Here is a 17,587-nt window from a genome sequence, read left to right on the forward strand (position 1 = left end):
CTACTCCTGCTGCATCAAGGCGCTGGCGGGCACCAGCGTGACGCCGCGCGATTCCAGCTCCTTGCTCCATTCTGCCACGGTGGTGACGGAGACCGGAAGGGCGGAAATGATGCCGATGGCCCGGCCGGACTGGCGGGCGCGCGCTTCCAGGGCGTTGAGCTGCTCGAGGATTGCCGCGCGCTGTGGCTTGGCGTCGAGCATCAGATCGACCTTGGCAAAGGGGACGGCATTGGCGGTTGCCAGTTGTGGCGCCAGGGAGCGATTGGACGAACCGTCGTCGAGATAGCCCAGGCCGCGCGAGCCCAGTTCTTCCATCATCGGCGAGAAGTCGGCGCCGGAGGCGGTGAAGCGGGCGCCCATATTGTTGATCAGTCCGGCATAGCCGCTGAAGCTGCCCATCACCGTATACAGCCGGGCGAGATTGTCGCGTGGCGGCTGGCCCGTCAGCAGCGTGTCCGGGCCGGGATCATTGTCGGGGTAATCGAAGGGCTCGAGCGGGACCTCCAGGAAGAGCTCATGCCCTTCCGCCTGCGCTGCGCTGACGCCACGCTCCAGTGACTTGCCATAGGGTGCGAAGGCGAGGGTGACGTCGTCCGGCAGCTGCTGGATTGCCTCCAGCGTGCCGGTGAGGTTGAGCCCCATGCCGGAAACGATCACCGCGACCATCGGTGTCTGGCCATCAGGGGTCACCGAAGCGCGGGCATAGGTCGAGAACGGGGTGGCGCCCGAGGACGAGACCCGGGGCAGGGGGCCATATTCGCTCTGCTCGACCAGTTCGGTCGGCGCGGCACTCGTTTCCACGGTTTCCTCGGGCAATTGCACGAAGGATGGCGAGTCGACGGGAAATTCCGGTCCGACCTCGAAGCCATCGTCGGAGGGCGACACGGCATCGACCAGCGGATTGCTGTTGCGGGTCGACTGGATTTCGGCCGTGGCGGTGGGGCGGCCCCCGTCGGGGTCCTCGGTAAAGGCGACCCAGCCGCCGATGAACAGACCCAGAGCGACCAGCACCGCGATCGTCACGCGGGCAACCGGGAAATGTCGACGCAGCGGCGCCGGCACAGCGGCATGCCGTTGGGATCGGCGCTTCAGCGGGGCGCTCAGCTCATTCATCTGATCGGTCGGCGCAGCTCCGGATGGAATCGAAAGGGGCGACGAATCAGCCGCCCCATTCAGTGTTACTTATCCCAGCAGGTGAGGTAAGAAAGTGTTAACCGGCTTCGTTTGGCGGATAAGCCTCGTTCTCTTCGTCGCCATTGATCAGGCCAATGGCATACTGCAGCTGGTTATCCGCTTCCCTGTCCGAGGGGACATAGACCGACGAGCCCACGGTGGCGCGCTCTTCGGTGCCGCCGCCGATCTCGCCGGGCAGGGCGGCCTCGCCGAGGATTTCGTCACGGCCCTTGAACTCTTCGGGCACGTCCTGGGTGATCAGGATGTCGGGCTGGATGCCGGCAGCCTGGATCGAGCGATTGTTCGGCGTGTAGTAGCGCGCCGTGGTGAGGCGCATGGCGCCATCGGCGCCGAGCGGAATGATTGACTGCACCGAGCCCTTGCCGAAGGACCGCGTGCCGACGACCGTGGCGCGGCGATGGTCCTGCAGCGCACCGGCGACGATTTCTGCAGCGGAGGCAGAGCCACCGTTGATCAGCACCACCAGCGGCACGTCGGCAATGCGGCTGTCGACATCATCGGGCCGCGCGTCGTAGCGGGCGCTTTCCTGGGCGATACGGCCACGGGTCAGCACCACGGCGCCCTGCTTGAGGAAGGCGTCGGAGACGAGCACGGCCTGGTCGACCAGTCCGCCCGGGTTGTTGCGCAGGTCGAGGATGATGCCCTTGGGCGCCTTGCCGTCGAGTTCGGCATACATGTCGTCGATGGCCTTGGTGATCCCGACATAGGCCTGCTCGGAGAAGCGGGCCAGACGGATGACGCCGATGTCGCCTTCCATCGTCAGACGGGCAGCACGGGTCGAGATGATGTCGCGGGTCAGCTCGAATTCGAGCGGCTCGTCGACGCCTTCGCGAATGACGGTGATAGTGATCTTGGTGCCGACTTCGCCGCGCATCATGTCCACGGCGGCGTCGAGGGTCATGCCCTGCACCGGCGTGCCGTCGAGCTCGACGATGAAGTCGTTGGCGAGGATGCCGGCCTTGGCGGCGGGGGTATCGTCGATGGGGGAGACGACCTTGATGACGCCCTCTTCCATCTGCACCTCGATGCCCAGACCGCCGAAGCGCCCGGAGGTGTCTTCCTGCACGTCGGCGTAGTCGATTGGCTCCATATAGCCCGAGTGCGGATCGAGCGAGGTGAGCATGCCCTGCAGCGCGGCATGGATCAGCGCGCGCTCATCGGGGGGCTCGACATATTCGGCCCGGATCCGGTCGAACACCTCGCCGAACAGGGACAGGTCCGAATAGATCTCGTCGGACGAGCGGGTGACAGGCTCTTCCACCGTTTCTTCCTGCGCGGTCAGCGCGGGGACAAAGGCGAAGCCGATCGACATCACGGCGGCAACCGACACGGCAACCTTTAGGGGCGTCAAGCGCATGAAATCCTATCCACTCTGGCTTTGGTTGGGGGCACTCGCCCACCATCCGGTGGGGTCGACGGGCGCATCGTTTTTTCGCATTTCAATATAAAGGGTCGGCCGGGATACACCAGCATTGGTGGCCACGGTCCGGCCAATTGTCCGTGATCCCATCGCGCCAATCGGCTCTCCCATCATGACAAACTGGCCGAGATCCACATCGATGCGCTCAAGTCCGGCGAGCAGCATCGTGTAGCCCTGTCCTGTATTGAGAATGACGATTTGGCCATAATTGAGGAAGGGGCCCTTGTAGAGTACGCGGCCGTCGGCCGGGGCCACTACCTGGGCGTCGGCGCGGGTCACGACCGACAGGCCCTTGGAAATGCCGCCGAAGCCGTCGCTGGCGCCATACTCGATTACCGTCACCCCCGAAGACGGGCGGATGAGATAGCCCTTGGCCTGGGCAAAGGGCACGGCGGGCTCGGTGCGCTCGGTATTGGCCAGCGCCAGCTCGATCGTTTCCGCCGAGAGCTTTGGCGCGTTCTCGCCGGAGTTCGCCTTCGCCGTGGCATCGGCGGCGCTGGAGACGGCATTGGCCCGGCGCGCCAGCTCGTCAACGAGTTCCTTGAGCGAACCGGCCTTGGCCGCCAGCGCATTGGCCTCGGCCTCTTCGGCCTCGAGATCGGCGGTGACCCGGCTTTCGTTCTGCTTGCGGGCTGCGATCAGGGTGGCGATGCGCAGCTGCTCTTCCTCGAGAATCTCGAAATTGGCTTCCAGCTTTTCCTGTTCGGCCAGCGCCGCCTGCTTGATTTCGGTCAGCCGGTTGAGATCGGTCATCACCGCGTCGGCCTTCTCGCGCAGCGAGGGCAAGATGGCCGAAATCAGGATGGCGGAGCGGGCCGAGCCCAAGGCATCAGATGGATTGACGATCAGCGCCGGCGGCGGATTGCGCGAAATGCGCTCCAGCGCGGCGAGGACACTCGAGATCGACTGGTCGGCGCCATCGAGGCGGCCGCGCACTTCGAGCTCCTGCACGATCAGTTCGCCGAGCCGGTCTTCCATCTTGACGATATCGGCTTCGGCAAGCTTCACCCGTTCGGCAGCGGCGATCAGCGCGGCGTTCTGCCGGGCGCGGTCGCCCTGCATCTGCTCGATCTCGCGCTTCAGCTCCTCTGCCCGTTCCTTGGACATGGAGAGTGCCGCTTCCACTTCTGCGAGTTCGGCGGCGGGGTCGTCCGTTTCGGGGGGAAGCTCGGCTTCGGTCGCAGCGCCATCGGCGTCGGCCGCGGCGTCCCCTGCGTCCGGCGCTGCGGTTGGCGTCGCTGGGGCAGCCGCCGCTGGGTCAGCGGTCTCCGGTGCCGGTGTTTCCGGTACGGCGTCGACGCCGGGGCGCAGCTCGAGATCGGGCGCAGCTTCGGGGGCCGGTGTCGTCTGGGCGAGCAGAAGCGTCGGGCTGGCCAGCAAGGCCGCTGCCGCGCCGGCGCCCATCAGTTTCTGCCTCCAGCTCAGTGCCGGCATGCGTCTTCCCGCTTACGAATCACTCGGTGAACGATAGCGCACATGCCGCATGGTTCCGGCAAGAGCATGGCAGACAGTGTTACTCGCGGTGATAGGGATGGCCGGAGAGGATCGTCGTTGCGCGATAGAGCTGTTCGGCCAGCATGATCCGCACCATCTGGTGCGGCCAGGTCAGCGGCGAAAAGCTCAGCGTCAGGTCGGATTCGGCAATCAGGTCCGGGTGCAGCCCATCGGCGCCGCCGATCACGAAGCTAACCGCGGGGCGGCCGTCGTCGCGCCAGCGGGACAGTTCGCGAGTCAGCGCCATGGAGCCGAGCGACTTGCCGTGTTCGTCGAGCGTAACGACCACGCCGTCGGGGAGCGCCGATTTGAGGGTGCGCATTTCCTCATCCTTGCGCGCAGCAGCGGATGAGGCGCGGGACTCGGTCGACTCGAGAACATCGAAGCCGGTCAGCGCGAGCGGCTTGCCGCCGGCGCGTGCGCGGTCGAGATAGCGAGCCACGAGCTCGCTCTCCGGCCCCTTTTTCATGCGGCCGATAGCGGCGATAGCGATACGCATCGGCCTATCCTACAACTGGGCCAAGGGCTCAGTTGCCGCTTTCGGCGAAGTCCACGGACCACATCTTTTCGATGTTGTAGAACTCGCGCACTTCGGGCCGGAAGATATGGACGATCACGTCACCGGCATCGACCAGAACCCAGTCGGCGTGCGGCAGGCCTTCGACCCGCGGCTTGCTCATGCCGCTTTCGCGCAGCACCTTGACCAGCTGGTCGGCGACTGCGGAGACGTGGCGGTTCGAGCGGCCAGACGTCACGACCATATGGTCGGTCAGCGAGGACTTGCCGGTGATGTCGATCGACACGGTCTGTTCTGCCTTGGCTTCTTCGAGGCAGTTCAAGACCAGCGCGATCATGTCGGGATCCGGCGTCGTGGTTGCCGGGGCGGAGGTATTCGGGGCGGGTGAAGCCATCAAATGGCCTCAGCCCATGCGCAGGCACGGGTCATGCTTGTTTCAGCTGTCCTTGGTTGATCGGGTTGAGCGCTCGCAGGTGCGTAGCTATTGCCATAGTCCCATTCTGAGTGGGTCATACCACTACAGAGGCAATATGGCGCTTCGTGGTCCGAATCGCAAGATTTGCGGTTCAGATCAATTTGCAGCATCAGATCTGGCTGCGCGCAGCGCCGTCGAAGACTGGCTCGAGGTGATGCCGTGCAGGTAGACCCAGGCCGGCGGCGGGCGCGTCGCGAGGGCCTCGGCTTCGGCTTCCGGGATGCGATCCGCCTTCAGCGTGATGGCCGCGCGCGAGACCGTGGCGCGGAAGGCCGAACCGGGCCGGGCATAGATTGCCATGGGCATCAGCTCGGCAATGCGGCGCCAGCGTTCCCACAAGTGGAACTGGCCGAGATTGTCCGCCCCCATGATCCACACGAAGCGCGTGTCGGCGCAGGTGCGCACCAGGTATTCGAGCGTATCGACGGTGTAGGCGAAATCATGGGCCGCCTCGAGGCCCGTTACCTGGATGCGCGGATGATTGGTCAGCTCCCGGGCGGCGCGGACGCGGGTTTCGAGCGGGGCGAGTTCCGTATGGTCCTTCAGCGGGTTACCGGGCGACACCAGCAGCCACACGGCATCGAGCGCCAGGCGCCTGAGGCATTGCTCCGCCACCAGACGGTGGCCCTCGTGCACCGGGTTGAAGCTGCCGCCGAACAGGCCGATGCGGAGGCCCGAGCCATGTGGTGGCAGCGCGGTGATATCGGCGGGCAAGCTCATCGCTGCGATGCCGGCAGGGTCACGGCCGCGTCTGGCCGGTGCCGCGCACCAGATATTTGAAGGTGCACAGCTGCTCGACGCCGACCGGACCGCGGGCGTGGAATTTTCCCGTCGCAATGCCGATCTCGCCGCCGAAGCCGAATTCGCCACCATCGGCGAACTGGGTCGAGACATTGTGCATCAGGATGGCGGAATCGACCTCGTTGAAGAAGCGTGCAACGGCCTTCGGGTCCTCGGCGATGATCGCCTCGGTATGGTGCGACGAATATTTGCCGATATGGGCAATCGCCGCGCCGACGTCCTCGACGACCTTCACGGAAATGATCGAGTCCTCATATTCGGTGCGCCAATCCTCTTCGGTGGCGGCCACCGCCTCGGGAATCATGGACTGAACGCGCGCATCGCCGCGGATCTCGCAGCCCTTGTCGATCAGTGCGGCGATTACCGGTTTGAGATGCGTGTCGACTGCGTCGCCGTGGACCAGCAGGGTTTCGGTGGCGCCGCAGATGCCGGTGCGGCGCATCTTGGCGTTGAGCGTCACCGCCACGGCCATGTCGCGGTCGGCCGAGGCATCGATATAGGTGTGGCAGATGCCTTCGAGGTGGGCGAAGACCGGCACGCGGGCCTCGGCTTCCACGCGCGCCACCAGCGTCTTGCCGCCGCGCGGCACGATGACGTCGATGGTCCCGCCAAGGCCCTGCAGCATCTCGCCCACGGCGGCGCGGTCGGTGGTCGGGACGATCTGGATGGCGTGCTCGGGCAGGCCGGCCGATTTCAGCCCCTCGACGAGGCAGGCGTGAATGGCACGCGACGAGTTCACGCTGTCCGAGCCGCCGCGCAGAATGACGGCATTGCCCGATTTCAGCGTCAGCGCGCCGGCATCGGCCGTGACATTGGGGCGGCTTTCAAAGATCACGCCGATGACGCCCAAAGGCGTGCGGACGCGGGACATGACGAGGCCATTGGGGCGCGTCCATTCCGCCATGACCGCGCCCACCGGGTCCGGCAGGGCGGCGATGGTGCGCAGCCCCTCGATCATGGCGTCGATGCGCTGGTCGGTGAGCTTCAGGCGGTCGAGAAAGGCCTTGGAAATGCCCTTGGTCTCGGCGGCCTGCATGTCGAGTGCATTGGCAGACAGCAGATCGTCGCGGCGCGTATCAAGCGCATCGGCTGCGGCGACGAGCGCGGCGGTCTTTTTTTCGGGTTCGGCAAAGGCGAGCGTATCGGCTGCTGCGCGGGCCTTGCGGCCCAGCTCCAGCATCGTTGCGCTCAGATCGGTCTCGAGGGCGGTCACAGCACTCATCAAACTTTCGCCTCCTGGCCCAGCAGCACCACCATATTGTCGCGGTGCACCAGTTCGGATCGCGTGCCGACGCCCAGAAGCTCGGCAACGCGATCGGATTTCTTGCCCTTGACCATATCGGCCTGTTCACGTCCGAGGCCAGCCAGTCCACGGGCAATCTCGCGGCCCTCGGGGTCGATGATGGCGACGGCATCGCCGCGGATGAAGTCGCCCGTGGCCCGGGTCAGGCCGATCGGCAGCAGGCTCTTGCCGTTCAGCAGGGCCCGCGCCGCGCCGGCATCTACGTGAAAGGCGCCGGCGAGTTCCAGCGTCCCCATGATCCAGCGTTTCCGGGCCTGGGCGCGCGAGTCCGCCGCGGCAAACAGGGTATGGGCCTCGCCTTCGGCCAGCCGACGCAGCGGGTGCAGATCATTGCCTTTGGCGATGATCATCGCCGTCCCCGCCTGGGTGGCGATCTTGCCGGCCTCGATCTTGGTCGTCATGCCGCCGCGGCTCAGGTGACTGGCGGCGCCACCGGCCATGGCCTCGATCTCCGGGGTGATGGCAGGCACATAGGGCAGGTGTTGCGCGTCGGGCGCGCGGCCCGGCGGCGCTGTATAGAGCCCGTCGACATCGGAGAGCAGCACCAGGCAATCGGCCTCGACCATGGTCGCGACGCGGGCGGACAGGCGGTCGTTGTCGCCATAGCGGATTTCGGCCGTCGCAACGGAGTCGTTCTCGTTGATGATCGGAATGGCGCCGAGCCCGAGCAGCGTCGCGATGGTGGTGCGCGCATTGAGGAAGTAGCGGCGTTCCTCGGTGATATTGGGCGTCAGCAGGATCTGTCCGGTGACGATGTCGTGCCGGCCGAGCGCCGTGGCCCAGGCCTGGCTGAGCGCAATCTGCCCGGCGCTGGCCGCGGCCTGGCTCTGTTCGAGCGACAGCGCCAGCGCGTTGAGATTGAGCAGCCGGCGGCCGAGTGCAATCGCCCCCGACGACACCACCACCAGCGACACGCCATCGCGCTGCAGGGCCGCCAGATCGTCGGCCATCGAATCCAGCCAGTCGGTGCGCAGCCGGCCGGTGTCGGCGTCGACCAGGAGGGCCGACCCGATCTTGATGGTGATCCGGCGGTAGGGCGCGAGCGGCGCGAGCCCGGTCATCACGGCACCCAGGTCGGCTCGATCTTGCGGCGTTCGGTCTCGTCGCGTTCGGCCTTTTCGGCGTCGATCGCCGCGAGCAGCCGAAACAGGACCTTGTCTACATTGGTGCCAGTGGCGCCCGACGCGGCCATCACCTCGCCGTCGCTGAGGCTTTTCAGCAGCGCCAGCTTTTCGGCGATCTCGTCTTCATCGAGCGCATCGATCTTGTTGAGCACCAGCACCTCGGGCTTGTCGGCCAGCGGAATGCTGTAGGCGTTCAACTCGGTGCGGATGGTGCGATAGGCGGTCTCGATGTCCTCGGCGGTGCCGTCGATCAGATGCAGCAGCACGGCGCAGCGCTCGACATGGCCGAGGAACCGCGTGCCGAGGCCGTGGCCATCGCTGGCGCCTTCGATCAGGCCGGGAATATCGGCCATGACGAATTCGCGGTCGCCGACGCCGACCACCCCCAGATTTGGATGGAGCGTCGTGAAGGGATAATCGGCGATCTTCGGTTTCGCTGCCGAGACGGCGGCGAGGAAGGTCGATTTTCCGGCATTGGGCAGACCCACGAGCCCCGCATCGGCGATCAGCTTGAGCCGCAGCCAGATGGTTTTTTCGCGGCCTTCCTGGCCGGGGTTGGCGCGGCGTGGCGCCTGGTTGGCGCTGGTCTTGAAATAGGCATTGCCGAAGCCGCCATTGCCGCCCGACAGCAGCACCACCTCCTGGCCGACCTCGGTCAGGTCGGCGATCAGCGTCTCGCCGTCTTCCTCGAAGATCTGCGTGCCGACCGGCACTTTCAGGATGGCGTCGGCGCCATCGGCACCGGTGCGGTTGCGGCCCATGCCGTGAACGCCGGTCTGCGCCTTGAAATGCTGCTGAAAGCGATAGTCGATGAGCGTGTTCAGCCCATCGACGCATTTGACGACGACATTGCCGCCGCGTCCGCCGCTGCCGCCATCGGGGCCGCCGAACTCGCGGAATTTTTCGCGCAGAAACGAGACCGAGCCGGCACCGCCATTGCCCGAGCGGATATAGACCTTGGCCTGATCGAGGAATTTCATCGGTTTTCCTTTTGCGCGCCGGTTGTCGCCGCAGTCGCCAAAGCCTGGCGTGTGGTCCACGCCGTGCGTGTCAGTTGGGTGTCGATATGGCGCACCTCCTCGCCGCGCGCAAGGCACAGCCGGGTTGAGGTGCCGATCTCGGTAAAGCCGAGCTTGCGCTGAATGGCCAGGGACGCCTTGTTGAAATGGAAGGCGCCGCAGTGCAGCGCGTCGGCGTCTGTGGTCCCCATATACCAGTCGACACAGGCAGCGGCGGCCTCGCTCATGAAGCCTCGGTTCCAGTAGGGCTCGCCCAGCCAGTAGCCGATGACCGTGCCCGGTGTGTCGGCGTGGAGCCCGACAATGCCGATCAGTCCCTCACCGGGCAGTTCGACGACGAAGTTGGTGTCTGCCGCCGGGCTGTCGGCGCGCCATAGCCGCAGCCACCATTTGGCGTCGCTGAGCCGATAGGGATAGGGCACGCGGCTGAGATTGCCGGCCACGGCAAAATTGTCGAGCAGGCGCGACAACCTCGGCGCGTCCGCCATTACCGGCTGGCGCAATACCAGCCGCCCGGTCGTCAACGTCGCGTCCACGGCAGCCTCCTGCCGTGGATTTCACAATCAGTCAGAGCCATCTCGGGGGCTCCGCTCTGAGCAGCACCAGCGCCTTGCCGGCGTGCGTGCCAACACCTTCGATCTCTTCGCCGGTGCGCACGAAGCCGCTCTTTTCCAGCACCCGCAGCGAGCCGGCGTTATCGGCCAGGGCCCGGGCCTGCAGTTCGGGAAACAGCTTGGTTTCGAACGCGGCCGTGAGCAGCGCCTTCACCGCCTCAGACATATAGCCCTTACCCCAATAGGGTTCGCCCAGCCAGTAGCCGAGCTCGGCCGGCTCGTCGCTGCTCAGCGTCAGGCCCACCACGCCAATCATCCGGTCGCCCAGGGTGATCGCGTAGGGGCGTTGATCGGCGCGCTGTGCGAAAATCTCGACGAAGGCCACACCGTCGGCCCGCGTATAGGGGCTGGGCAGCCGCGACAGTTTTGCGGCGATCGCCTTGTTGTTGGCGAGCGCCACCAGATCGGGCACGTCGCCACGGATCGGGGCGCGCAGCACCAGCCGGGGCGTGTTGATGCGGTGGGGCAGGGCATCGCGCTGGCGCCGGGCCGCCAGCCGTGCCGCTGCATCGGCGATCTGACGCGCCTGGGCCTCGGTGCCAACCACGCGCGTGGATGTGCGGTCATTGTCCTTCATGCGATCCTCCGCGAGTCGGTCAGTTCACTGTGCCGGGTTTCGGTCCAGCGCAAAACCTCGCCATCGCTCAAGGCGCGGCAGCGCAGGCCGCGGGCGGCCAGATGGCGCAGGGTGCGTTCCGCGGCGGCGCTGGCCGGGTGGTGCGAGCGATAGTGCGGCACCAGCACATGGTCGATGAGCCCCAGCCCGTCGCGCACGGGTGCTGGGTCATAGCCTTGCGGGATGTCTTCGGGGTCGCCCATGGCTTCGAGCCCGCCGAGGCAGGGGGCGACGACCATCGCGCCGGCGCCGCTGCCGCCATAGACCAGACGGTCCTCGTCAAGCAGCTCCACGATCAAGTCGTCAAAGCCAGACTGACGCATGGCGCGCCTGAGCACAAAGACATCGCCGTCTGCCGCCCAGACGAGGTCGATGCCCTCGAGTGCGCGGCGCAGCGCCTCGGGGCGGCCGAAATAGTGCCGCAGATCGAGCGCTATCGTGTCGATGCCCAGGGCATGAAGGTCCGCCCCCGGGTCTTCCGGTGGCTGGACCAGGCGATGCGGCCGGCGCTGGGCGCTGCCATCCATCGCATTGGCGATGAGTGCGGCACGCCCGCCGCTACCCAGCATCGCCAACAGGGATCCGGCATGATCGCCGATCCGCCGTGAACTCAAATACAGTCTCATTTTCATCGCCCCCACAGCGAAATGACAAAAGGGGAGCCGGATTCCGGCTCCCCTTTCGGAAATTTCGTGCAGGGCCGATGGTCTTGGCGCCTTGCCGGGGAGCTGGTCTCCGGCAGGGTCGCAAAGGCCTCACCGGATTATTCTGCGGCTTCTGCCGGCATTACCGACACGAAGGTTTTGTTGTTGGCGCGGGTTTTGAACGCCACGGTGCCCGGGACAAGCGCGTAGATGGTGTGGTCAACACCAATGCCCACGCCCGTGCCGGGGTGCCATTTGGTGCCGCGCTGGCGGATGATGATGTTGCCCGGAATCACGACTTCGCCGCCGAACTTCTTGACGCCGAGACGGCGACCAGCTGTATCGCGACCGTTGCGGGAGGAACCGCCTGCCTTCTTATGTGCCATCGGTAAGTCTCCTTATTCCTGATCGGACTTCTTGGAAGCGGCCTTCTTGGCCGGCTTCTTTTCGGTTGCGGCCTGGTCGGACTTGCCAGCAACCAGATCCTGGGCCTGCTTCACCCATTCGTCACGCTCGATGCGGCCCTTGAAGTCCAGCTTATCGTCAAAGCTGGCGACATCCTCGGCGGTCCACTCGGCAATCTGCTTCAGGCTGGTGATGCCAATGCCATTGAGCTTCTTCTCGAGCGCCGGGCCCACGCCGCCGATCAACTTCAGATCGTCGACGAAACCGTCGGCCGCAGCCTTGGGCTCTGCCTTGGTCTTGGTTTCGGTCTTCTTGGCAGCGGTCTTCTTGGCCGGAGCAGCCTTCTTGGCGGCCGGGGCCTCCGAAACGCTCTCGGATGCGCCAGAGGCGGCAGCTGCCTTCTCGTAGCGGGCTTTGGCAACTTCATCGACCTTGGTCGAGTGCTTCTTGCCGCCGGTCAGGATCTCGGAGATGCGCACGGTCGACAGCAGCTGACGATGGCCATTGCGGCGATCGTAATGCTGGCGGCGCTCCTTTTTCAGGATGATAACGGTGCGCTGCTTCTTGGTGCTGACGAAGTGGGCGGCAACCGATGCGCCTTCCACCAGCGGGGCGCCAACGGTCACGTCGTCGCCTTCGCCAACCATGAGGATTTCGTCGAAGGTCACGACATCGCCGGGCTCGCCCGCGATCTTTTCGATCTTGATAACGTCGTTGGGGGCAACCTTGTACTGCTTGCCGCCCGTCTTGATCACTGCAAACGTCATTCGCGTACCAGCGTAACGCCGGTCTCCTTGTTGTCGCGCCCTGTGGCGCCGCAGGCGATTGCCTGATCCTGCGGACTTCGGGACATGGCCAACCTCAGGTTGGCGGCAGCCTCGGACAGCGTTTTCAAAAGCTAAAAATGCGCGCAGGAATCCCGGCACGCAAGTCGATGGGGCTTATGGCGGCAATGGCCCGGCGAGTCAAGCGCCGGGCCGGGTTTGAGATGGTGGTCAGCCGGCCGGATACCAGGCCAGCAGACGCACCTCGGCGGTGTCGCCGACCATGGACTTGAAGGCTTCAACGTCGCTTTCGCCATAATGGTAGGGAATGACGATCTCCGGCGTGAAGGTTTTCACCGCCTCGGCAGCCTGTTCGATATCCATCGTATAGGGCAGGTTCATTGGCAGGAAGGCGACCGAAATGCCGGTCATTGCCAGCATTTCCGGCGTCGGTTCGGTATCGCCGGCGACATAGACCTTCTTGTCGCCCAGGGTCAGCACATAGCCGTTGCCGACCCCCTCGGGGTGATATTTCAGCCGGTCCTCGGTGACATTATAGGCAGGGACCGCCTCGACCGGGATGCCATTCACCTCGGTGGTGTCGCCATTCTTGAGGGCTGTGGCCTGTGCCTTCAGGCCCTCGGGCAGTTTCGAATAGACGTCTTCGTTGGTGTAGATCGGCGCATCGCCGGCGACGGCGGGCAGCGCTTCGGCGTTGAAATGGTCGCCATGCGCATGGGTGATGAACACGGCCGTCGGCTTGGGCTGGCCCTCGAACGACACATCCGAGGGGTCGAAATAAAAGACCTGGTCGCCATAGGTCATGACGAAGCTGGCGTGTTGCAGCGGATGAATGCCGATTTCGCCATCGGCAGTCATCACAGTGTCGGACGCGGCCTGGGCGAAGACGGAGCGTGTTCCGGCGACGAAGGGGAGGGCGCCCAGCCCCACGAGCACGGTACGGCGTTTGAACATCTTGGTATCCCTTTGGCTGATCAATGCGGTCTGAGGGCCAGCAGGCGCAGGCGGAGCTGCGCGGCACTGCCTGCATGAGCATGCAACACCTGGGGCTTATGTTCCGCCTGCCAACGCGAAAGTGACCAGTCGTGAGCCAGCGTGACGGGCGCCACGGGCAGGTAGGTGTCGGCCTCAAACAGCTCGGAATCGACCATGACGGGCAGTGGGGCGCGGCGGTAGTCCTCGCCCTCGAAGGCATCGAGCAGGTCGCGCTCGAAGGGGGTCACGTCGGTGATCAGCAGGCCTTCTGCAGTGGCGCCCGGCTGGCGGATGACCACGGGATAGGTGCGGCCGGGAAAGAACACGGTGCGAGACCCCGGCGCGGTGGCGGCATGGGTATGCGCGGGCGTCAGCGGGCGCCCCAGCACGGTGGCGGCAACGTCCGGATCGCGCAGCGTTCCGTAGAAGAAAAGCGGCAGCGTCATTCCGACCTCGTGATGCTGGGAAAGACTGTTGCAGGGGCGTCCATGCTATGCCATAAGCCCGCCGTTCCCGACCAGCCGCTTATGCGGTCCAGGACGACCTCGCGGAGAGGTGGCAGAGTGGTCGAATGCACCGCACTCGAAATGCGGCATGGGGGCAACTCCATCGGGGGTTCAAATCCCTCCCTCTCCGCCACTTCCTTTCACTAAACATATGTAATGCATCGATATTTTGCGATGTCGATTAATGTCGCCCAACATTACTGCCCATTCAGCTCGGCTGTCGCTGGACGTCATTGGACATGTTTTGGGAAGATATTGACCCTGGGAGCGCGTACCAACGCGTTTCGGCTTCGCGCCCCATTCCAGAAATCGGCCGTGCGTCCTCCGCGCCTGACAGTTGCCGCGAAGTGCCTTGTCCCTCGGTGAGAATAAACGAGGGCGTCAGCAGCTTTCAGCACATGCTCATCTAGATGCTCTCGGGGTGTATGCCGTCTGGCCATCTGAGCGGACGATCCCTGCTCGGGCGCAAGCCAGCTTTGCGCCGGCTATGACCGGATTAATGAGCGACACCGGCAATTCGCTGGCGATTGTCTCGGCAGCGAGCGCGAGGGGCCCGCCGCCGATTATGATGATCTCGGCACGGTCTAGGCGGATCGATTCCAGGCAGGCGCTGTGCAACGCCTGGGCAAGCCGCTCGGGTTCGGCCATCACGACTTCCGGGGCGCCTGGCGTTATGCGGACGCTGACGAGGTTCTCGCCATAGCCGTAACGCGAAGCCGTGTCGTGGATCGAGGCCTTAAGATCAGGCGTCGTCGTTACAACCGAATACTTGCCCCCATGCTGTGTCGCTTCGGCAAAAGCAGCCTCTGCGATGCCGGTAACCGGGGTCGAGATGATCTCGCGCAGGCAGTGCAGACCCGGGTCCCCGAATCCGGCGACCAAGATTCCATCAAACCCTTCCCGGTGCAGGATCTTTCCTGAACTCACGACCTGTTCTCCGGCGCGGTGCAGTCCGGCTTCGGTTGTGATGATGGGCGGGCCGAAGGGCACTGTACGCGCGTCGAAAAACGCGTCTTCCACTGCGTCACTTGCGATGCGGGCCATCACGCGGGTCGTCTCAGCATTCGTGTTGGGATTGAGGAGCGCTATGCGCGGCGTCGGCGTCATTGCGGCACCACACCGGCATGTATGCAGGCGACCCGCCGGTCGCCGGGCATTGGGGTCAGTGGGGGCGGGGCGCGATGACACGCCTCGGTAACGGCGTTGCAACGGGGTGCAAAACTGCAGCCTTTCGGAAGGTTTTGCAGGTCAGGTGGCATGCCAGGGATGGCATAGACACGCGCCTTGCCCAGGCCGCCATACACTGTGGATGCGAGCAGGCCTTGCGTGTAGGGATGCAGCGGCGTCTTGAGCACCTGTGTGGCGCTACCGTATTCGACGATGCGCCCCGCGTACATCACAGCGATCTGGTCAGAGACCTCTGCGGCTACACCCACATCATGGGTGACGAACATCGCAGCCATGCCAAGCTCGCGCTGCAGTTCGCGCAGCAGCAGGATGATCTGGATTTGCACCGTCGCATCGAGCGCGGTGGTGGGCTCATCGGCAAGCAGCAATTTCGGAGAACAGGACAGCGCGAGGGCGATCATGGCGCGCTGCCGCATGCCGCCTGACATCTCGTGGGGATAGGTGTCCATTCGGCTGCGCGCCGACGGGATCTTGACGCGCTCGAGCATTTCGAGGGCACGGGACCTTGCCGCCTGTCGATCACATCCCGTATGCCGCTGCACCGTCTCGGCGATCTGGTGGCCAATAGTGAATACCGGGTCGAGCGACAACGCCGGTTCCTGGAAGATCATCGACACGTCGCTGCCGCGATAGCGAGACAGGGCTTTTGCCGACAGTGAGAGCACATCGGTTCCTTCGAGCCGGATCGATCCGGTTACCGTGCTGCGCTTTTCCGGGAGTATGCGCAGGATCGCCTGCATGGTGACGCTCTTGCCGCTGCCGGACTCGCCAATAATTCCCAGAACATCCCCGCCGCGCAGGGAAAAGCTCACACCGTTCACCGCAGTGACGGGTCCACGTGGCGTCCGGAAGCGGACCTGCAGGTCGTCGACCTGAAGCAAGGGATCGCTCATTGTTCGATGCTCCCGGCCCGGCTGTGACCTGATGTGCCGTCCGCCATGTGGCACGCAACGTCATGATCTGCACCGATCCTTTGCTGGTCCGGTTGTGATGCCTCGCAGACGGCTTCCGCGAACGGACAGCGCGTGTGGAAGCGGCAACCGGAGGGCGGGTCTATGGGGCTGGGAGGGTCTCCGAACACGGGCGCGGTCTCAGTACGCGTTTCCGGGTCCGGGTTCGGCATGGCGGCGAGAAGGGCGCGGGTATAGGGATGGCCCGGGTGCGCATAGATCAGGTCAGCCGGGCCGCGTTCAACGATCTGGCCGAGATACATGACGACAAGATCGTCCGAGATGTAGTGCACAACGTTCAGATCATGTGAGATGAACAGGTAGCTGAGATCGAACTCTTTCTTGAGATCGAGCAGCAGATTGAGCACCTGCGCCTCCACGGACTTGTCGAGTGCCGACACCGCCTCGTCGAAAATGATCAGTTCTGGACGCAGCGCCAAAGCGCGCGCGATGTTCACCCGCTGACGCTGTCCGCCGGAGAGTTCGTGCGGATAGCGGCCCGCGAACTGCGCCGGGTCCAGTCCTGTTCGTTCGAGCAAATGATGGGCGTGCGTGCGGGCCTCGTCCCGCGAGGTGCCGTTGACCATTGGCGCGAACATAATGGACGCTTCGATGTTCAGCCGCGGGTTGAGAGACGCTGAACTGTCCTGAAACACCATCTGCACGATGCGGCGGCGCTTCTTCAGGCTGGCGGGGAGGTGGTCGCTCGGCTGGCCATGCAGGCGGATTATCCCGTCATCCTGCCGGATCAAGCCCATAATCACGCGAGCAACAGTCGACTTGCCGCAACCGCTTTCGCCAACAATGCCAACGGTCTGTCCTTTTCGCACGCTGAGCGAGACTTCAGACAAGGCATGCACGGTTTTTGCGTTGCGCCCGAAAGTACCGCGCACGGCGAACCGCTTTTCAAGGCCCTCCACGGTGAGAACAGGCGCCGTGACCGGGTGGGTGGCGGGCGCGGACATCAGGATATCTCCATGGCGGAGCGCAGGCCGTCCGACAGCAGGTTGAAGCACAGTGACACGGCGAAGATGAACACGCCGGGAAGGGCGCAGATAAGCGGCTGGCTGTAGATCGCGGAGCGCAGCGAGTTGAGCATCAGGCCCCATTCGGGGGTGGGCGGGCGTGCGCCCAGGCCGATGAATGACAGACCGGCCGACATGATGATGGCGACGGACAAGAGGCTCGCCGCATAGACCAGAATCGGCCCGAGGATATTGCCCAGGACGTGGACGCGAATAATGGAAATCGTATCAGCGCCGCTGGCTCGTGCCGCCTCGACGTAATCAAGCGCGCGCACCTGCGTGGTAGCGCTCTCCGCCACGCGCACGAGAGGAGGGATTAATACGATGGTCAGCGCGAGAATCGAGTTGGCGAGGCCCGGGCCGAGCGCGCCGGCCACGGCGACGGCAAGCAGCACGGAAGGGAAGGCGAAAAAGACGTCGGTTGTGCGCATGATCGCGGCATTCACCCATCCACCAGCGAAGCCCGCTAGAGTGCCGAGACTGCCTCCGATGAGAAGTGCGAGGCCGACTGGCGCCAGCCCCATGATCAGGG

20 protein-coding genes and 1 tRNA gene are annotated in these 17,587 nt (G+C 64.7%); 1 reads left to right on the top strand and 20 read right to left on the bottom strand.

Going from position 1 to position 17,587, the window contains the following annotated elements:
• From ACN0TK_RS10810 to ACN0TK_RS10885, 16 genes are all read right to left on the bottom strand, one after another.
• The gene (locus ACN0TK_RS10810) at positions 1–1,113 is read right to left on the bottom strand and encodes a divergent polysaccharide deacetylase family protein (RefSeq protein ID WP_417309498.1); all 1,113 of its coding nucleotides are present in this window, start codon (positions 1,111–1,113) and stop codon (positions 1–3) included.
• A gap of 97 nt (positions 1,114–1,210) precedes the next feature.
• Positions 1,211–2,551, bottom strand: coding sequence for a S41 family peptidase (locus ACN0TK_RS10815; protein ID WP_417309499.1), 1,341 nt, complete (start codon positions 2,549–2,551; stop codon positions 1,211–1,213).
• 6 nt (positions 2,552–2,557) lie between these two features.
• Complete coding sequence (locus tag ACN0TK_RS10820) at positions 2,558–4,048, bottom strand: murein hydrolase activator EnvC family protein (RefSeq protein ID WP_417309500.1); 1,491 nt, start codon at positions 4,046–4,048, stop codon at positions 2,558–2,560.
• 79 nt (positions 4,049–4,127) lie between these two features.
• Positions 4,128–4,607 carry a 23S rRNA (pseudouridine(1915)-N(3))-methyltransferase RlmH gene (gene rlmH / locus ACN0TK_RS10825; protein WP_417309501.1) on the bottom strand — a complete coding sequence of 160 codons (480 nt, stop codon included), beginning with the start codon at positions 4,605–4,607 and terminating at the stop codon, positions 4,128–4,130.
• Positions 4,608–4,635: 28 nt separating this feature from the next.
• Complete coding sequence (gene rsfS / locus ACN0TK_RS10830) at positions 4,636–5,019, bottom strand: ribosome silencing factor (RefSeq protein ID WP_417309502.1); 384 nt, start codon at positions 5,017–5,019, stop codon at positions 4,636–4,638.
• Between the two features lie 177 nt (positions 5,020–5,196).
• On the bottom strand, positions 5,197–5,820 hold the full coding sequence (locus tag ACN0TK_RS10835) for a nicotinate-nucleotide adenylyltransferase (RefSeq protein ID WP_417309503.1): 624 nt from the start codon (positions 5,818–5,820) through the stop codon (positions 5,197–5,199).
• A 19-nt stretch (positions 5,821–5,839) separates the two neighbouring features.
• Positions 5,840–7,123 (bottom strand): glutamate-5-semialdehyde dehydrogenase, encoded by a 1,284-nt coding sequence (locus ACN0TK_RS10840; RefSeq protein WP_417309504.1) that lies wholly within the window; start codon positions 7,121–7,123, stop codon positions 5,840–5,842.
• Positions 7,123–8,265 (bottom strand): glutamate 5-kinase, encoded by a 1,143-nt coding sequence (proB, locus tag ACN0TK_RS10845; RefSeq protein ID WP_417309505.1) that lies wholly within the window; start codon positions 8,263–8,265, stop codon positions 7,123–7,125. The genes ACN0TK_RS10840 and proB overlap by 1 nt, the downstream gene beginning before the upstream one ends.
• Positions 8,265–9,308 (bottom strand): GTPase ObgE, encoded by a 1,044-nt coding sequence (gene obgE, locus ACN0TK_RS10850; protein WP_417309506.1) that lies wholly within the window; start codon positions 9,306–9,308, stop codon positions 8,265–8,267. The genes proB and obgE overlap by 1 nt, the downstream gene beginning before the upstream one ends.
• Complete coding sequence (locus ACN0TK_RS10855; RefSeq protein WP_417309507.1) at positions 9,305–9,883, bottom strand: GNAT family N-acetyltransferase; 579 nt, start codon at positions 9,881–9,883, stop codon at positions 9,305–9,307. The genes obgE and ACN0TK_RS10855 overlap by 4 nt, the downstream gene beginning before the upstream one ends.
• Positions 9,884–9,914: 31 nt before the next feature.
• A complete protein-coding gene (locus ACN0TK_RS10860) occupies positions 9,915–10,538 on the bottom strand; it encodes a GNAT family N-acetyltransferase (RefSeq protein WP_417309508.1) in 624 nt (207 codons plus the stop codon).
• Positions 10,535–11,203: a Type 1 glutamine amidotransferase-like domain-containing protein gene (locus ACN0TK_RS10865; RefSeq protein ID WP_417309509.1), complete on the bottom strand. Its 669-nt coding sequence runs from the start codon at positions 11,201–11,203 to the stop codon at positions 10,535–10,537. The genes ACN0TK_RS10860 and ACN0TK_RS10865 overlap by 4 nt, the downstream gene beginning before the upstream one ends.
• A gap of 137 nt (positions 11,204–11,340) precedes the next feature.
• On the bottom strand, positions 11,341–11,607 hold the full coding sequence (gene rpmA, locus ACN0TK_RS10870; protein WP_417309510.1) for a 50S ribosomal protein L27: 267 nt from the start codon (positions 11,605–11,607) through the stop codon (positions 11,341–11,343).
• A gap of 12 nt (positions 11,608–11,619) precedes the next feature.
• Positions 11,620–12,393: a 50S ribosomal protein L21 gene (locus tag ACN0TK_RS10875; protein WP_417309511.1), complete on the bottom strand. Its 774-nt coding sequence runs from the start codon at positions 12,391–12,393 to the stop codon at positions 11,620–11,622.
• Between the two features lie 228 nt (positions 12,394–12,621).
• Positions 12,622–13,365, bottom strand: coding sequence for an MBL fold metallo-hydrolase (locus tag ACN0TK_RS10880; RefSeq protein WP_417309512.1), 744 nt, complete (start codon positions 13,363–13,365; stop codon positions 12,622–12,624).
• Between the two features lie 20 nt (positions 13,366–13,385).
• On the bottom strand, positions 13,386–13,832 hold the full coding sequence (locus ACN0TK_RS10885; RefSeq protein WP_417309513.1) for a gamma-glutamylcyclotransferase family protein: 447 nt from the start codon (positions 13,830–13,832) through the stop codon (positions 13,386–13,388).
• Between the two features lie 103 nt (positions 13,833–13,935).
• On the opposite strand from ACN0TK_RS10885, the gene ACN0TK_RS10890 reads away from it, so the two are divergent.
• A tRNA-Ser gene (locus ACN0TK_RS10890) sits at positions 13,936–14,025 on the top strand.
• 269 nt (positions 14,026–14,294) lie between these two features.
• On the opposite strand, the gene ACN0TK_RS10895 is transcribed toward ACN0TK_RS10890, so the two are convergent.
• From ACN0TK_RS10895 to ACN0TK_RS10910, 4 genes are all read right to left on the bottom strand, one after another.
• A complete protein-coding gene (locus ACN0TK_RS10895) occupies positions 14,295–14,999 on the bottom strand; it encodes an aspartate/glutamate racemase family protein (RefSeq protein WP_417309514.1) in 705 nt (234 codons plus the stop codon).
• Positions 14,996–15,973 carry an ABC transporter ATP-binding protein gene (locus ACN0TK_RS10900; protein WP_417309515.1) on the bottom strand — a complete coding sequence of 326 codons (978 nt, stop codon included), beginning with the start codon at positions 15,971–15,973 and terminating at the stop codon, positions 14,996–14,998. Before ACN0TK_RS10900 ends, ACN0TK_RS10895 begins: the two co-directional genes overlap by 4 nt.
• Positions 15,970–16,995, bottom strand: coding sequence for an ABC transporter ATP-binding protein (locus ACN0TK_RS10905; RefSeq protein ID WP_417309516.1), 1,026 nt, complete (start codon positions 16,993–16,995; stop codon positions 15,970–15,972). The genes ACN0TK_RS10900 and ACN0TK_RS10905 overlap by 4 nt, the downstream gene beginning before the upstream one ends.
• Positions 16,995–17,587 (bottom strand): ABC transporter permease (locus ACN0TK_RS10910; protein WP_417309517.1); only part of this gene is annotated, 593 nt, incomplete at its 5' end. The genes ACN0TK_RS10905 and ACN0TK_RS10910, both read right to left, overlap by 1 nt.

Source organism: Devosia sp. (genome assembly GCF_048261455.1).
GTDB lineage: Bacteria > Pseudomonadota > Alphaproteobacteria > Rhizobiales > Devosiaceae > Devosia_A.

Coding starts and splice junctions, on each gene's coding strand:
- ACN0TK_RS10875 (WP_417309511.1), bottom strand. CDS start 12,393: ATGACGTTTGCAGTGATCAAGACGGGCGGCAAGCAGTACAAGGTTGCC.
- rsfS (WP_417309502.1), bottom strand. CDS start 5,019: ATGGCTTCACCCGCCCCGAATACCTCCGCCCCGGCAACCACGACGCCG.
- ACN0TK_RS10840 (WP_417309504.1), bottom strand. CDS start 7,123: ATGAGTGCTGTGACCGCCCTCGAGACCGATCTGAGCGCAACGATGCTG.
- ACN0TK_RS10880 (WP_417309512.1), bottom strand. CDS start 13,365: ATGTTCAAACGCCGTACCGTGCTCGTGGGGCTGGGCGCCCTCCCCTTC.
- ACN0TK_RS10900 (WP_417309515.1), bottom strand. CDS start 15,973: ATGAGCGATCCCTTGCTTCAGGTCGACGACCTGCAGGTCCGCTTCCGG.
- ACN0TK_RS10860 (WP_417309508.1), bottom strand. CDS start 10,538: ATGAAGGACAATGACCGCACATCCACGCGCGTGGTTGGCACCGAGGCC.
- proB (WP_417309505.1), bottom strand. CDS start 8,265: ATGACCGGGCTCGCGCCGCTCGCGCCCTACCGCCGGATCACCATCAAG.
- ACN0TK_RS10810 (WP_417309498.1), bottom strand. CDS start 1,113: ATGAATGAGCTGAGCGCCCCGCTGAAGCGCCGATCCCAACGGCATGCC.
- ACN0TK_RS10865 (WP_417309509.1), bottom strand. CDS start 11,203: ATGAGACTGTATTTGAGTTCACGGCGGATCGGCGATCATGCCGGATCC.
- ACN0TK_RS10895 (WP_417309514.1), bottom strand. CDS start 14,999: ATGACGCCGACGCCGCGCATAGCGCTCCTCAATCCCAACACGAATGCT.
- rlmH (WP_417309501.1), bottom strand. CDS start 4,607: ATGCGTATCGCTATCGCCGCTATCGGCCGCATGAAAAAGGGGCCGGAG.
- ACN0TK_RS10820 (WP_417309500.1), bottom strand. CDS start 4,048: ATGCCGGCACTGAGCTGGAGGCAGAAACTGATGGGCGCCGGCGCGGCA.
- rpmA (WP_417309510.1), bottom strand. CDS start 11,607: ATGGCACATAAGAAGGCAGGCGGTTCCTCCCGCAACGGTCGCGATACA.
- ACN0TK_RS10885 (WP_417309513.1), bottom strand. CDS start 13,832: ATGACGCTGCCGCTTTTCTTCTACGGAACGCTGCGCGATCCGGACGTT.
- ACN0TK_RS10815 (WP_417309499.1), bottom strand. CDS start 2,551: ATGCGCTTGACGCCCCTAAAGGTTGCCGTGTCGGTTGCCGCCGTGATG.
- ACN0TK_RS10905 (WP_417309516.1), bottom strand. CDS start 16,995: ATGTCCGCGCCCGCCACCCACCCGGTCACGGCGCCTGTTCTCACCGTG.
- obgE (WP_417309506.1), bottom strand. CDS start 9,308: ATGAAATTCCTCGATCAGGCCAAGGTCTATATCCGCTCGGGCAATGGC.
- ACN0TK_RS10835 (WP_417309503.1), bottom strand. CDS start 5,820: ATGAGCTTGCCCGCCGATATCACCGCGCTGCCACCACATGGCTCGGGC.